This is a genomic window from Terrabacter sp. Root85 (genome assembly GCF_001429185.1).
Taxonomy (GTDB): Bacteria; Actinomycetota; Actinomycetes; order Actinomycetales; family Dermatophilaceae; genus Terrabacter.
The window spans coordinates 930,021-943,734 of record NZ_LMIW01000001.1 but is presented as its reverse complement, the minus strand read 5'-3'; the positions used below and the strand labels follow the sequence as shown (position 1 = coordinate 943,734).

Here is a 13,714-nt window from a genome sequence, read left to right as displayed (position 1 = left end):
GTGCGGCCTGTGAAGACTGAGGTGGTTCTCGAGCTTGACGGCTCGTCGCAAACGCTCCTGCGGTCTGGGCGAGCGGTTGCGGGTCATGGCATGCAGCGGGATGTCGATTGGGGGTCCGGTGCATCCACGCACGTCAGGCTTGGGCGTGACGGTGCCGTGATGCGGCTTGCCATGGCGGCTGGGGGCCTTCGGCACCTTGCGAAGGTTGCTTCACCCGAGGTATCGGAGCTGCTCGTGAAGGCACCGGACGTGGTCTTCGCGATGGCCCTTCGTGATGTTAATAAGGCCGCCTCGAGCAAGGACCTCATCGCCCAAGTGGAACAGCTTTGTCCGAGAGCTGACGCCAGCGCGGCATGGAAGCGTTCTCGGGTTTCCTTCGAGGGCCGGCCCGATGTGGAGATCAAGGGGGACGGACCGAAGCGTCGCTACACCTGGACATCGGCCTCTGATGAGGTCATCGACGCCTTGGCGGGCCTCGTGGCGCCGCCCGATGAGGCCTCAGTCGCGGGTGATTTGGACCGAGGTCATCGGGGTCCCGCTCCTCATGCCCTGGATCCGGAGCTCGAAGCACCAGAGACGTCATCCGATGACTGGTCCCTGAGCAACAATGACCAGCCAAGCCACGTGGCGAAAGGCCCACAGCAGGTCACCGAAGCGGGTGGCCAAATGGGCATGGGGGCCAATGCCATGAGCTTGAATGAAGCCGCCGAGCTTTCTAGGGACAGCGCCGACGAGGCTCGGCTCATTTCTGAGCTACATCGCATAGGCAGCGGCGGCGCGGTTCCGACGGACGTCGAAGACCTGAAGGCGTCAGCGGAGCGACTAGGTCCGGCTCTTGCTCTGGTATGTGCGGCAATCCTCGATGAGGAGAACAGTCCACAGCGTGCTCATGCGCTCGCGAAATCGTTGTCAGCGCCTCTGCTGGCCGGGCGCCAGCTCGCGAACCTGCCTAACGATGTTCTGACGGCCGCTGCAAAACGACTTACCGGTAATGAACAGATTGTGCTGGCCCTCGTCACGCGGCGCACGAAGCTCGCGGAAGCGCCTGATCCTATTGCTTTGCTGGGGCCCGACCCGGCCGTGACACTGCTTCTCAGGAGTCTTGCCGGCGCGAAGCAAGGCCTGGAATCGCGGACCGGCGCGAACCTCGACGAGTATGCGCTGGTCTGTCGTCGGTTCCTGGCTCGCGATTCATCTCGCTTCCTCACACCAGCTCAGCTCCTCGAGGTCACAGCACCTCTGATGTCCGCTTCAGATCCGGACGCAGCTTCATGGTTTGGCGAGCTTGTCCGGCGCTCGCTCGAGAACGGAGGCGACCCGGCAACGGCCCTCGGCCCGCGCGAACGCCAGGAGGTGGCCCGCCGGCTAACCCCGGCACCTCTGGGACGTGACACTGCCCGAGCCCGACTGCTCAAGTGGATCTGGGCTCATGACAAGGGCGAAGCCCGGCGGCCGGAGTGGTGGCGAGGAGCAGGCTTCGAAGCCCTGAGTGACGCGGCTTCAGGGCCCTTGGCCGCCGCACTAGAGGACCCGACGCTGGTGTCGACGGTGGTGCTCCCGATCCTCAACGAAGCGTTGTCCTCAGCCCCGACTAGACGCCACCTGTTCGCGATACTCTCGGCGCCACGCCCTCTGCTCCAAGCAGTGGACAGCGCGGACGTGGGCGACGCGATTCGTCGGGTTCTCAGCGGCGATGATGTTGCACGTTCATGGCTGACCGACGTGGGCCAGTCAGACCGACTGGGCTCTCTTGAGAATGAGAACACCGAACTGCAAGCCAAGACGCAAGCAATGGGCGACCAGCTGGCCGCGGCGCGTCGGGAGTTGTCGGAGGCCCAGGAGCGCATGCGGCGTCTCGAGCAGCGCCTTGCCCAAGCGGGCGAGGATTCAGGTCGTGCCCGTGAGTCTCAGACACGTCAGGCCCAGATTGACGCGTTGCGGTCCCTTGCAGGATTGGCGGCGTATGCGACCGCGGCCGTCGTCGAGGGTCGTGACCCTTCTCGGATCTCGCAGCGGGTTCAAAGCCTGGTCGCCAGAGATGGACTAACGCCGATCGGCGCTGTCGGAGCCACCGTGACGTTCGTTCCCGAAGAGCATGAGTTGATTGGTGCGAGGGATTCTCCAGAATCGCCTGTAAATGTGGTGCAAATCGGCTACAAAATGACGGAGCCGAACGGTGAGAGCTTCATCCTCCTGAAGGCGACTGTGATCCCCAGTACCTAGGAGTGCCGCGCAGTGGCCGCAACCCATACCATCGGAGTCGACTTCGGGACCAGTACCACCTTGGTCGCAGAGGGAGTTGGTCTGCGTCGTCCGGCGGTGGTGCCGATCGGCGTTTCCACCTCTTGGATGCCCTCAGTCGCTTCGCAGGTTGACGGTCGACTCGTCGTCGCAGAAGCAGCACTGACTCACCAGCCCGGACTGTTGATCAGTTCAGTCAAGAGGGCAATCACCGAACGGCGCCAAACGGTTTGTAGTCCCGACGGATCGATCGAGCGGTCGGTTGACGAGGTCATCGAAGGCCTGCTGGTCGAGCTCGCAACGCGCTCACGCGCAGAACGACTGCCGATCGGCAATGCCGGGGACACCAGGCTGGGCTGCCCCGCTATGTGGGACGCGGACCAGCGGCTGAGGCTACTGGGACTTGCTGAGAATGCCGGTTTCGCCGTAGGCCCGGCCACGCTCATCGACGAGCCCATCGCTGCCGGACTGAACTGGATCGAGAGTCAAACCAGGAATGGCAAGCATCTGGATGAGGACCGCGTTCTCGTGTTCGACATGGGGGGCGGAACCCTTGATGTCGCCCTGCTCGACGTGACAGCAGGTCCGGGACGTGACCCGAAGGTCTTCGTGTTGGCTTCCGATGGTCTCAACGAGGCGGGCGACACGCTCGACTCGGCGATCGCCACTGACCTGATTCAGGCCCTCCGGGAAAAGGGGATCGATCTCGAGACCCTTCCCTCACCACTCGTTGCTGAGGCCTTCGTGCGTCGCGCTGCTGCGGACGCCAAGCTAGACCTCACCACCAGCCGTTCTGTTGACGTCGACATCGCCTATCCGGACGGGCGTCTTCCCAGCCTCCGCTATGCGGTGGAGCAACTCGAGGAGGCCTTTCGGTCGCAGTTAGAAGGCGCGTGGGACCTTGTCGTGAACACGTTGAAGGCCGCCCATCTCGCACGGAGGCGTGGCGCAGTGCCCGCAGTGTTGCGTGCAATGCCGGAAGGCGAACTAACGAAAGATGTCGCCCACGTACTCATGGTGGGCGGCATGAGTCGGATTCCCGCCGTGGCCCGCTTCCTCGAACACAAGCTCCCTGGGGCCAAGATTCACACATTTGCGGGTGCTGGCCCGCAGGAAATCGTGGCCTCGGGCCTCGCAGAGTCCAGCCCCTACGAGCAAGTTAACCTCCACCGTCCCGCCTTTGATTTCGTCCTCGAGTTCGAGGGCGCTGACGGGCAGCACCAGTCCGTCAGTCTGTACCGAGCGCATACGAAGTTTTATGAGCCGTGGGAGGCCATGCAAAAGTCGGTCCTACGATACGAGTGGCCGGGGGGGACCACGGCTGTGAACAGAGATGCGAAGCGGCTCCTTCCGACGCGGGGTTACGGCACCCTGAGCGTCTTCGCCCTGGACGGCACGCCCGTGGAACTCAGGGAGGACGGAAAGAGCTCGGAAAGTCTTCGGGTCAACTTCGGATCCAGTCAGTCTGGCCTGCACTTCTCCCTCGCGCCGGATGGGCGCATGATCCTTCGCGACAGCCGCGGCGACGCGCACTCGCTCCGCGTGACCCGGTGGCCCGCACTCGGCTCCGGCTTCACTAAGTTGGCCCTGCCCGTCGAGGAAGCCAGGTTCATCCCTGAGCGTCGCCGGTCTTGGGACACTAAGTAGCCGGTCCGACGACCTCGAGCAACGCCACCGTTCTCATGACGAGTGAGAAAGCCATCGCTTCTTCAAGCTCGAGGTCGAGCTTGTCAAGGTCGGCCGAGAGGTTGCGGATGCGCCCTTCGTGCATACGGATCACGCGCTGATCTCGCCCTTCCCGCCGCACCAGGTCGAGCGTCTCGCCCGCCTTGCGCAGTTTGAGATTCAAGGACGCACGCCGCGCATCGATGCGGCTCAGCGCCAGCGCTTCGTTCTCCGCTCGCCGGCTGGGCTCCTCCAGCCCGCGCCGGGCCCAGGCTGCATCCTCTAGCGAGCTCAGCAAGTCTTCAATGCCACGTACGGAAGCCCAGGTCGTGTCACGAAGGTCCCCAGAAGCAAGTTGCGTCAACAACGCCTCGCCGACTCCCTCAACAGGTTGGCCTGAGTCCACATCGACAGCCGTGGCCCAGAGCTCGAGCGCCGGACGAATGCCCCTCTGGTCGACAAGGTCGACCTGGACGGCGTAGTGGCTGCGTGGTGGGAGCGTCGAAACCTCGACAAGGCCGTACCGACGCAGACGCAACTCATCGGCCTCAAGGAACCCCACGGCGACCTCAACGAGTGGGTGGCGGGCTGACAAGAGCTCGACGTCCCGTGCACTCGCGACTGCCGCGTCGAACGTCACACGGGTGGGCGTCCCGTTGCGCAGGTCGGCTTGGAGGTGAACGGTCGACTGGCGACTTCGACGCTTTGCGTGGTGGTGCCAGACGAGGTCCGACAGCTGCGCATTTCCTACGAGTTCGAAGATGCCCTCTTGGCTGCTCGGTGTGATGCTGGCGCCCGTTCCCTGCGTCAGCACCTCCATCACCAACCGCACCTCGGCCGCTCCTACATAGCGGCCGTCCGCCGGGCCGGAATCAGTCAACCCCTCGACACTGAGCTGGTCGATGGTCGACAGGGCCCCTCGTGACTCGTTGAGGCGTTTCAGATCTGCGTGCCGCTGCTCCACAGCTAGCGCAATCTCGTCGGCGCGCCGCTGCCTTTGCACCCGATTCAAGTTTGGGTCGAGGATCTGTTGTGCAATGTCTTTGAACTCGTCCCGAAGGATGGGCTCTAGGTCGCCGATGGAGTCCTTAAAGATGCCGATTCGCTCGTAAAGTCGCTCGAGAATGTCCGACTCGATGGTCCCCGGCACGTGCATGTTGAGGATAAGGATCTTTTCGTTCTTCTGGCCGAATCGGTCGAGGCGTCCGATGCGCTGCTCAACGCGCATAGGGTTCCACGGCAGGTCATAGTTGACCAGGACGTTGCAGAACTCGAAGTCGAGTCCCTCTGAGGCCACCTCGCTCGCGATGAGGATCTCGAAGGCGCCGTCGCGGAACCGGTCGATCACGGGCTGCCGTTCTTGCATTGGGATGCCGCCGTGTAAGACGTCCACGGTGAAGGTATCCGCCAGCCTGGCTCGAAGGTAGGCGATGGTGCCGCGGAACGTCGAGAAGATCATGACCTGACGGACTCCTTGCTCCTTGAGCGAGGTGAGCCGCTCCTGCAGCGCGTCAAACTTCGAATCCAGCCCCTGACTGAGTGCTGCGACCGGCACCCCAGACAGGAGCTGCGCATCGAGGTCAGCGCCACTGAGGTCGTCGTCGGAATCATCGATCTCTGCGATGAAGCTCTCAACGTCTCCGCCGATCATGCGGGCGCGCATGGCCGGAAGGCAGCTCGCCAGTTGACGGAGGGGCATTTGAGTGGCGAAACCCGGAGGAACCCCCTGGGCTCGGGCCCGCGCCATTAGGTAGTCGTAGGTGCCCTCGTAGAAGTCCTTCTCCTCAGCGGCCCATGAAACTTCGATTTGATGTGGTTCCCGAACTGCCTTGGCGTCAGGCACGTCCACCTTGCGTGTGCGGCACAAGACCCCGCTTAGAGTGTTGAGGTCGTTGACGAGTCGCTTGATCTCCGAGCGCTCCGCAGCAGTGAGCCCCGTCTCCGAGCGCAGCAGCTCCACCAGTCTTCGGAAACTTGGGCGGGCGGTCACCGTTGCACCCAGCGGTGCCTTCCGGATCGCGTCGACGTGCGCCAAGGCTGACCCAGTCGCATCCCCGCGGGAGACGGCGCGCGAGATCGCGTTTAGGTGCCGGTTGGGCTCTAGTTGTAGACGGAAGATTTCTGAGTCCTGGAAGAGTCCGTCGTCCAGGAGCGAAAGCAAGTTGTAGAGGTCCTGCGAGCCGAGGTTGATCGGGGTGGCGGAAAGGAAGAGTAGGTGGTCGGCCCAATCCGACAGAAGCCGACCTAACAAGTTCGATCTAGTGCCGAGGTTGCGGAGAGCGTGCGCTTCGTCGACGATGACCAGGTCGAAACGTGGCGCCATCCTCGAGAGCTTCTCCAGAGGGTCGGTTGCAGACCGCAACCCCTCGAGGGAGACGATGCCGTGCAGCTCGGGATCATTCCCGGCCACCAGCGCATCTGCCAGCTCGGCAAGCCGATTTGGCTTGATGATCTCGAGCTCGCGGTCGAACCGTCGGCTCATCTCCATGCGCCACTTGAGCGTCAGGGAGGAGGGGGTGACGACCAGTGTCCGGCGCATCGGCGTGCGGTGTTCTAGCTCGGTCCACACCAAGCCGGCCTCGATGGTCTTGCCCAGGCCCACCTCGTCAGCGATGAGCAAGCGGCCCGTCGGTGAGTCGAGAATCTTCAGTGCGGGCAAGAACTGGTACGGCCGGAAAAGCGTCTTGGAGGAGTTGAAGGAGTAGAGCACGTCACTGAGAGGGTGACGCAGTTTCGTCCACGTCAGCGTCAGCGCGAGGTCTCGCGCGGATGCGGCGGCTTCAGATACCCACATCTTCGGGTCGCGAGGGTCACCAGCGATGCGTTGAAGCGAGTCCTCGCCAACGATTTCCTGCACTCCGTCGACCACCACGACAATCCGGTAGCCGGCCCCTGAGCGGACAACTCGCTCGACGCGACCGAAACGATCGCGTCCGACGATTCGCACGAGGTCGTCAACTGCGAACTGACAGCTGCCGGTGAACGTCCGCCCGTCCTCCCAATCCTCCACGAGGCACTCTCGTGCCCGGGCGAGATGCTCGTGTGGTCCATCATCCGTATGGCGATAGCGAGCCGAGGACGTCTGAGTCTCCGGCGCCTCACCCGCGACGAGACAAGCTTCCCAGCGGCCCTTGCGCTCTACGAAGTAGATTCCGTCGTGCAACAAGGTCCGAGATGGGTCCGAGTCCAGCTCCCGAATCTCTGCACCCAGACTCTCCACGCGCTCTGAGAGTGCGTCTGCCAAGGGTCCACGAACGAGCAACCGACTAGCGGGCCTTGCATCGAGAGCGGAAGGAAGCTGGCTCAGTGGGTAGTACGCCAGATCGTCGCCTGCGGTGACCATGGCGATCCTTAGTTCGTGCTGCTTGCGAGAAACTCGGCCCGCAGGTCCTGCAGCCTGCGACCATCAGGAAGACGCCAGAACCACCATCCGTTGGTGGCCCCCTTTCGCAGGTGGTGACCGGCAGCCGAAGGCGTGCCGAACGTCTTGTCGCCCACACGAAGATGACCGGACTCCAGGACCTCCGCGACCTGGTCTCCCCAGGACCCCTGCCGCGCTCGCAGCTCGGTGCCAACTGGAAGCAGCCCGGCAGCAACAAGGTCCCGCAACGCGACGTTTGGTGTGGCGGCGGAGGCCCGTGCGTCGATATCGAGTCCCACATGGCCCGCCGGAACGGGCCATGCCTCAATGAAGGCATCGACGATGGCCAAGCCGCGTTCGTCGATGCGCTGTTCGTTCCATCCGTGCTCGCTAACCGCTCGAATGCGGCGGTTGAGCAAAAACACATCATGGGCCTCGAGCTTTGCTCGCTTGCCCTTGATCCCAAGCCACGGTCCATTCGACACCGCCAGGTTGAGCTTCCCGGTTAACAGCGTCAGGTTCCCAAAGCGGTGCACGTGGTTATCGCGCTCGATCTCGTCAGCCAGGGATTCCACTGGCCAGTTGGTCTTCCACCGTTGAGGCAGGATGTGCTCGATGTGATAGCCGACGCGTTCCACACGACTTGAGGTCTTCGAGTCGGCGGTAGTCGAGAAGCCGCGCGCAGCGTCCTCGGCGGCCTCTAGGTACATGCGAAGTCGGCCCCGCTTGTACCGCCTGTAAGCGGGCTCGATGGACAAGGCTTTGAGCTCGTCATCGCTCGGCCAGTAGGTGCTAGGCGCTTTCTGCCGAGCCAAGAACGCCTCCGCACGATCGGCCAGCTCTGTGTCCGCGCTACCGCGGCAGGCGGAGATGAGGTCCGCAACAACACGACCCTGATCCGCCGAAGCCAGACGCAGCAGAGATCGGCGCACTAACCAGCTCTCTGCCGAAGCGACGACGCTGTCGATCGTGCGCGGGTTGTGCGGGCTTCCCGGCTCGTGCAGCCACAGAAGGAGCGGCTGAAGCACCTCGCTATCGAGTGCCCGAGAACGGTAGACGCATAGCTCGACTCGGCTGAGCTTTGCGTGTGGGTCACGAGCACGTTCGGTCCATGATCGGTAGGCGTCGGCCTGACCGCGGACCTCCTCCAACACGGATGACATGGGGCGATTCGCCTCGTGCTCGACGTAATGCTTGAACCGGGTGAACGTTGACTGCGGCCCGACCTCTTCGGCCAGACGCGACATGAGCCACTGATTGAGGAAGAGCGAGCTGCGGGTCATGCGATACCGCCCGACGCTGACGCGCTCTTCCCAGAACTGCGTGTCGAACGGCCATATCTGTGCGTAGGCGGCGGCGGTGTCCACGCCCTCCCGCTCCAGGCGCTGGAACACCAGGTTCTTGATGAGGTCCGCGGCCGTGAGCGGCGTTCCTCGGGCGTTGAGGGTCTCGAAGATTTCCTGCGAGTTCTCGTCACGCCTGAGGTCGATGACGACTAACTGAAGGGAGGTGGTCAGGACAGACGCCAACGCCTCGGCCCGACGGTGCGTCTCGTCCCCTTGAGCGTCGAGCCATAGGCGCACCTGCTCGGTGAAGTAGCGGTGCGCCTCGACGAAGAGGCTGTTTGTCGATCCAAGAGCGGTGTAGTCCACCGGCGGATCGGCATTCATGACCTCCGCGAACGCCACCTTGTCCCGGTTCGTGTGGTGCAGTTTGAGCGCGTTGCCGTCCTGGACGAAGTGCTGAGGGTTATGCGTGAGCCCCTCCATCTGCGCAGCAAGATGCTCGATCCCGCGATCCTCAAAGACTGCGCCGGCGGCGTCGATGAACAACTGCAGCGTGGTCAGACGCTGTTGTCCGTCGATCACGGCCCGCGGCTGGACGGTGCCGACGACGTTGTCCATGGCTTGGATGACCACAGCGCCCATGAAGTGCGTCGCCGTCACCCACGGCTGCATCAGGCGGAGTTCTGCGACGCGTCGAATGTCGCCCCATAGGGGCTCCCACTGCTCGTCCTGGGTCCACACGTATGGCCGCTGAAAGAGTGGAACCACTAGCCGTTGGGGAAGATTAAAGATCTCAAGTGGGGTTCTGACTGTGGTTTCCATTGCTCTCCTTGCCTGGCGCCCTCTGTGCTCACCTGCCAACCAGCCACATGCACCCTAGAACGCGGCCGCGGTGCTTTGGGTTGAATGGGGGTGCCAACCAAAAAGGGGGATGGATCTCGAGGGTCCTAAGCACGAGCGCAGCCCAGGAGATCTACACCGGTCGACGTCTGATCAGTTGCTCTGCGTGCCGACAGGGTCGGCGTAACTCCCACTCGGACCCCGATGACGGCGGCCCAGACGCGGTTGTCGACGCCGCGCTTGTTGAGGGCGCTGTGCAAATGCGACATCACGGTCGTTCCGCTGACGTAGGGCTCGCGGGCAAGGGCGGCGTTCGAGACGGCCCGCGCCTAGCCGGAAACGACATCGAGCTCGTGCACTCCAGCGAGCCCATGAGCTGGGTTGCCTCTGCTCGCTGAGCCGCCGCAGGGCTTCACGGACCCTGGTGCAGAGCTGAACTGCTGTCGGGAGACACAGGGCCGAGCCCGCTACGGATATTGCGGTAGCGCTGCAGATCTCCTAGCGACGCCATCTTGAGCAGGAACGCGTCATCGCCGGCCCGGATCGCCCGCTGGGCCACGTCGCCGGTGTCGAAGCGACGGAAACTGCGGTGACACCCTATGACTCCGTCACTGGGGCCCGGGGGCGGCGCATCAAGTGCTTTGCCAGGGGTGCGGACCCAGACGTTACATCACGGTATTCCCTATCGCAGGGCACTGAACGACTCCGGTCGACGGCGATGGGATGAGGCAGGTTCGGAATGGATACATGAGGTGGCCGGGCTCAGACCCGACGCGATGCCCGACGGACCCGTCTGTGACGTCTGTGCTCAGACAGCCCTGACAAAAACCGGTTCCGCGTCCCCGAGGCCGTCGTGATTCGAACGCCGCCCTATCGTGTCGGCACCTTCGTTGTCGCAGCATTCTCCTAAGCTCGGTGAGTGCATCAGGGGAAGCTGGTTATTCCGGTCGTCGGGGCCGTCATCCAGTCCGACGGCAAGGTCCTATGTGCCCGCCGGGCAGCACCCGGGAAGCTCGCCGGCTACTGGGAGTTCCCCGGAGGCAAAGTCGAGCCGGACGAGTCACCTCGAGACGCCCTCGTCCGTGAGATCGACGAGGAACTGCGCTGCGAAGTCGTGGTGGGCGCCGAGATCGAGACGACGCGACACACATACGACTCCGCGACGATCGTGCTCACGACTTTCTACTGCGACCTCATCACGGGCGAGCCCCACCTCAACGACCACGATGAGGTGCGCTGGTGCACCCCGCTGGAGATGAGCACGCTGAAGTGGGCACCTGCCGACCTCCCTGCGGTGGAGCTCGTGAGGCGTGATCTGACCCATGGCCACTGACTTCAACTGGCTCGGCGACCTGTCGCGGGACGTCCAGTTCGGCTACCTCGGCACCGACCAGCTGGCACCCCGACGCCGCCACCCTCAGCTCGTCTACAACGACGCCGACAACACGGCGCTGCGCGTGATCCGCGAAGAGCTCGCCACGTGCGACAGCTTCCTGTTCTCGGTCGCGTTCGTCTCGCCGCGAGCGATCGCCCTCTTGCTGACGGACCTGCTCGAGTTCGAGGGAGAGGGCCGGATCGTCACCTCCGACTATCTCGCCTTCAACTCACCGGCCGCCTTCGCCGAGCTGCTCCGTCTGCAAGAGCACGGCATCGACGTGCGCATCCATCGCTCGCCGGCGTTTCACCCGAAGGGCTACGTCTTCCAGCACGACACGTCAGTCACCGCCATGCTGGGCAGCTCGAACCTCACCGAAACCGCCCTGGTGAGAAACCACGAGTGGAACCTGCGCGTCTCGGCTGCGAGCACGAGTGACCTGGGCAAGCAGCTGCGCCAACTCAGCGAGTATCAGGTCAGGGACTCCGTTCCGTTGACGCAGGACTGGGTCGACGCGTACGCGGTGGGCTATACGGCACCCCCGCCCCGCCCACGACGCCAGCCGACCGGTTTGGCAAGCGTGAGCCAGATCGACGCCCAGGATCGGCTGGGCCAGAACCTCGACGACTCGCCCACGGCAGACGGCGGAGACGACGGCCTGGCGGGTGGCGGGGCACACCCGCTCGTGCTGCCAAACCGGATGCAGCGCGAAGCGCTCGCCGCGATTGCCGACGTGCGAGCCAACGGTGCCCGGCGTGCGGTTGTCGTCTCCGCGACTGGCACCGGCAAAACGATCCTGTCGGCGCTCGACGTCAAAGCGGTGAATCCGAAGCGCATGCTCTTCATCGTTCATCGAGAACAGATTCTTGATCGAACGATGCTCGAGTACGCCCGCGTGCTGGACCGACCCTTGAGTGACTTCGGCAAACTCGCTGGGGGCTCACGGGAGCTGGACCGGCCTTTTGTGTTCACCACAATACAGTCACTCTCGAAGGCCAGCACCCTCGCCAGCATCGATCCCCAGGCCTTCGACTACGTCCTCGTCGATGAGGTGCACCGCGCGGGCGCCCAGAGTTACCGCACGGTCCTCGATCACCTCGAGCCGGCCTTCCTGCTGGGCATGACGGCCACGCCGGAGCGCACGGACCGTTTCAACGTCTACGAGCTCTTCGACTACGTCGTGCCGTACGAGATCCGCCTGACCAAGGCGCTCGAAGAAGAGATGCTGGCGCCCTTCCACTACTACGGGGTCGCCGACATCTCCTTTGACGATGGAAGCACGACGGAGGACTACACGCTGCTGGCCAAGCTGACGTCACCTGAACGCGTACGCCATGTGCTCACTGGCATCGAAACGTACGGTCAGGCGGGGGTTGCCCCTCGGGGGCTCATCTTCTGTAGCCGCAAGGAGGAAGCGCATCAGCTGTCGCAGGCCTTCAACGGCGCGACCTTGCGAGGACGACGGCTCAGGACTCTCGCACTCACCGGTGATGACAGCATTCCAGCGCGAGAGTCCGCCGTCGAGCGTCTCGAGCGCGGAGAGCTCGACTACCTTCTGACGGTCGATGTCTTCAACGAGGGCGTCGACATTCCGAGCGTCAACCAGGTGGTCATGCTGCGGCAGACGCAGTCAGCCATCGTGTTTACGCAGCAGCTCGGTCGCGGCCTGCGCAAAGCGGCCGGCAAGGACTACCTCATCGTTATCGACTTCATCGGCAACTACGCCAACAACTTCCTCATCCCCGTGGCGCTTTTTGAAGATGAGTCGCTCAACAAGGAGTCGCTCCGGCAGAACCTCATTGGCGCGGAAGAGGTCGGCGTCGTCGCTGGTCTCTCGAGCGTCCGCTTCGACAAGCTGGCTGAGGCGCGCGTGCTCTCCTCGATCAGCCAGACCAGGCTCGACGACATGCCAAAGTTGCGTGCTGCGCTGATGGCGATGCGCGACCGCGTCGGACGCACTCCGCGGCTGCGGGACTTCTGGCGGTTCAAGTCCACCGACCCTGTCGTGCTCGCCACCCGACGTGCCCACTATCCGAGCCTGCTGCAGGCCGCGCTCAAGGAGCCGACCGACCTGACGCCGCGCCAGGCAAAGGCCCTCGAGCTTCTCTCGCACGAGGTTCTCCCGGCCAAGCGCGCCGGCGAGGCACGCCTCCTGCGGGCGTTGCTCACCACGCCGACTCTGAGCCGTGCCGACGCCCGTGACGCAGTCGGTGATGATGGCGGCACGGTGCCGGATCGCCGTCTTGACAGCATCATCGACACGTTCACCCTGCAAGGGCATGCGGAAGGTGACCAGAAGCGCTACAAGACCGGGATCGTCGAACGTGGCGACGATGGTCGCATCGGTCTGACGCCGGAGTTCCGCTGGGACTACGAGCGATCCTCGTCATTCCGGGCTCACGTCGACGACGTTGCTGAAACCGGCGATGCGATGGCCACCGCTCTCTACGACTCGTCGAGCGCGTTCACGTCCGGCCGGCAGTACACGCGCAAGGAAGTGTGCCGGCTGCTCGGGTGGCCGCGGAAGTTCACGTCGACGATCTACGGCTACCGGGCGGATCTGGCAACCGGAGACTGCCCGATCTTCGTGACACTGCACAAGAGCGAGGGCATCACCTCGAGCACCGCTTACGAGGACGCCCTCCTCGACCAGTCGACGATGCTTTGGTACACCCGCGCTCGGCGCACGCTGGCCAGCGGCGAGGTCGACAACATCGTTCAGCGCCGGGTGAAGCTCTACGTCTTCGTGAAGCGGGACGAGGCCGAGGGGTCTCAGTTCTACTTCCTCGGCGGCGCGACGCCACTCGACTTCGAGGAGACGAGCATGCCCGACGACGACGGGAAGGCCCTGCCGGTGGTGCGTATGCAGCTTAAGTTCGATGAGCCCATCCCGGCCGGGCTCTTTGACTACTTCCACCCCGTCATCACGGTGTAGACCCTTCGTCG

The 13,714-nt window shown here is 63.8% G+C and carries 6 protein-coding genes; 4 read left to right on the top strand and 2 right to left on the bottom strand.

Translation table 11 applies throughout. From position 1 onward, the window contains the following. The first annotated feature begins 9 nt into the window (after window positions 1–9). Both ASE25_RS22650 and ASE25_RS04475 read left to right on the top strand, forming a co-directional pair. On the top strand, window positions 10–2,223 hold the full coding sequence (locus ASE25_RS22650; RefSeq protein WP_162260585.1) for a nucleotide exchange factor GrpE: 2,214 nt from the start codon (window positions 10–12) through the stop codon (window positions 2,221–2,223). 12 nt (window positions 2,224–2,235) lie between these two features. Continuing rightward, window positions 2,236–3,888 (top strand): Hsp70 family protein, encoded by a 1,653-nt coding sequence (locus ASE25_RS04475; protein ID WP_157623312.1) that lies wholly within the window; start codon window positions 2,236–2,238, stop codon window positions 3,886–3,888. Here the strand turns inward: ASE25_RS04475 and ASE25_RS04470 are convergent. After that, window positions 3,881–6,916 carry a helicase-related protein gene (locus tag ASE25_RS04470; protein ID WP_056823083.1) on the bottom strand — a complete coding sequence of 1,012 codons (3,036 nt, stop codon included), beginning with the start codon at window positions 6,914–6,916 and terminating at the stop codon, window positions 3,881–3,883. The genes ASE25_RS04475 and ASE25_RS04470 overlap by 8 nt on opposite strands. Window positions 6,917–7,257: 341 nt before the next feature. Then, entirely contained in the window at window positions 7,258–9,375 is a 2,118-nt protein-coding gene (locus tag ASE25_RS04465; RefSeq protein ID WP_056823081.1) for a DUF262 domain-containing protein, read from the bottom strand. A 937-nt stretch (window positions 9,376–10,312) separates the two neighbouring features. Here ASE25_RS04465 and ASE25_RS04460 point away from each other — a divergent pair. After that, window positions 10,313–10,726, top strand: a complete 414-nt coding sequence (locus ASE25_RS04460; RefSeq protein ID WP_056823079.1) for a (deoxy)nucleoside triphosphate pyrophosphohydrolase — start codon at window positions 10,313–10,315, stop codon at window positions 10,724–10,726. Continuing rightward, window positions 10,716–13,703: a DUF3427 domain-containing protein gene (locus ASE25_RS04455; RefSeq protein ID WP_056823077.1), complete on the top strand. Its 2,988-nt coding sequence runs from the start codon at window positions 10,716–10,718 to the stop codon at window positions 13,701–13,703. Before ASE25_RS04460 ends, ASE25_RS04455 begins: the two co-directional genes overlap by 11 nt. The last annotated feature ends 11 nt before the right edge of the window (window positions 13,704–13,714 follow it).

Coding starts and splice junctions, on each gene's coding strand:
- ASE25_RS04455 (WP_056823077.1), top strand. CDS start 10,716: ATGGCCACTGACTTCAACTGGCTCGGCGACCTGTCGCGGGACGTCCAG.
- ASE25_RS04465 (WP_056823081.1), bottom strand. CDS start 9,375: ATGGAAACCACAGTCAGAACCCCACTTGAGATCTTTAATCTTCCCCAA.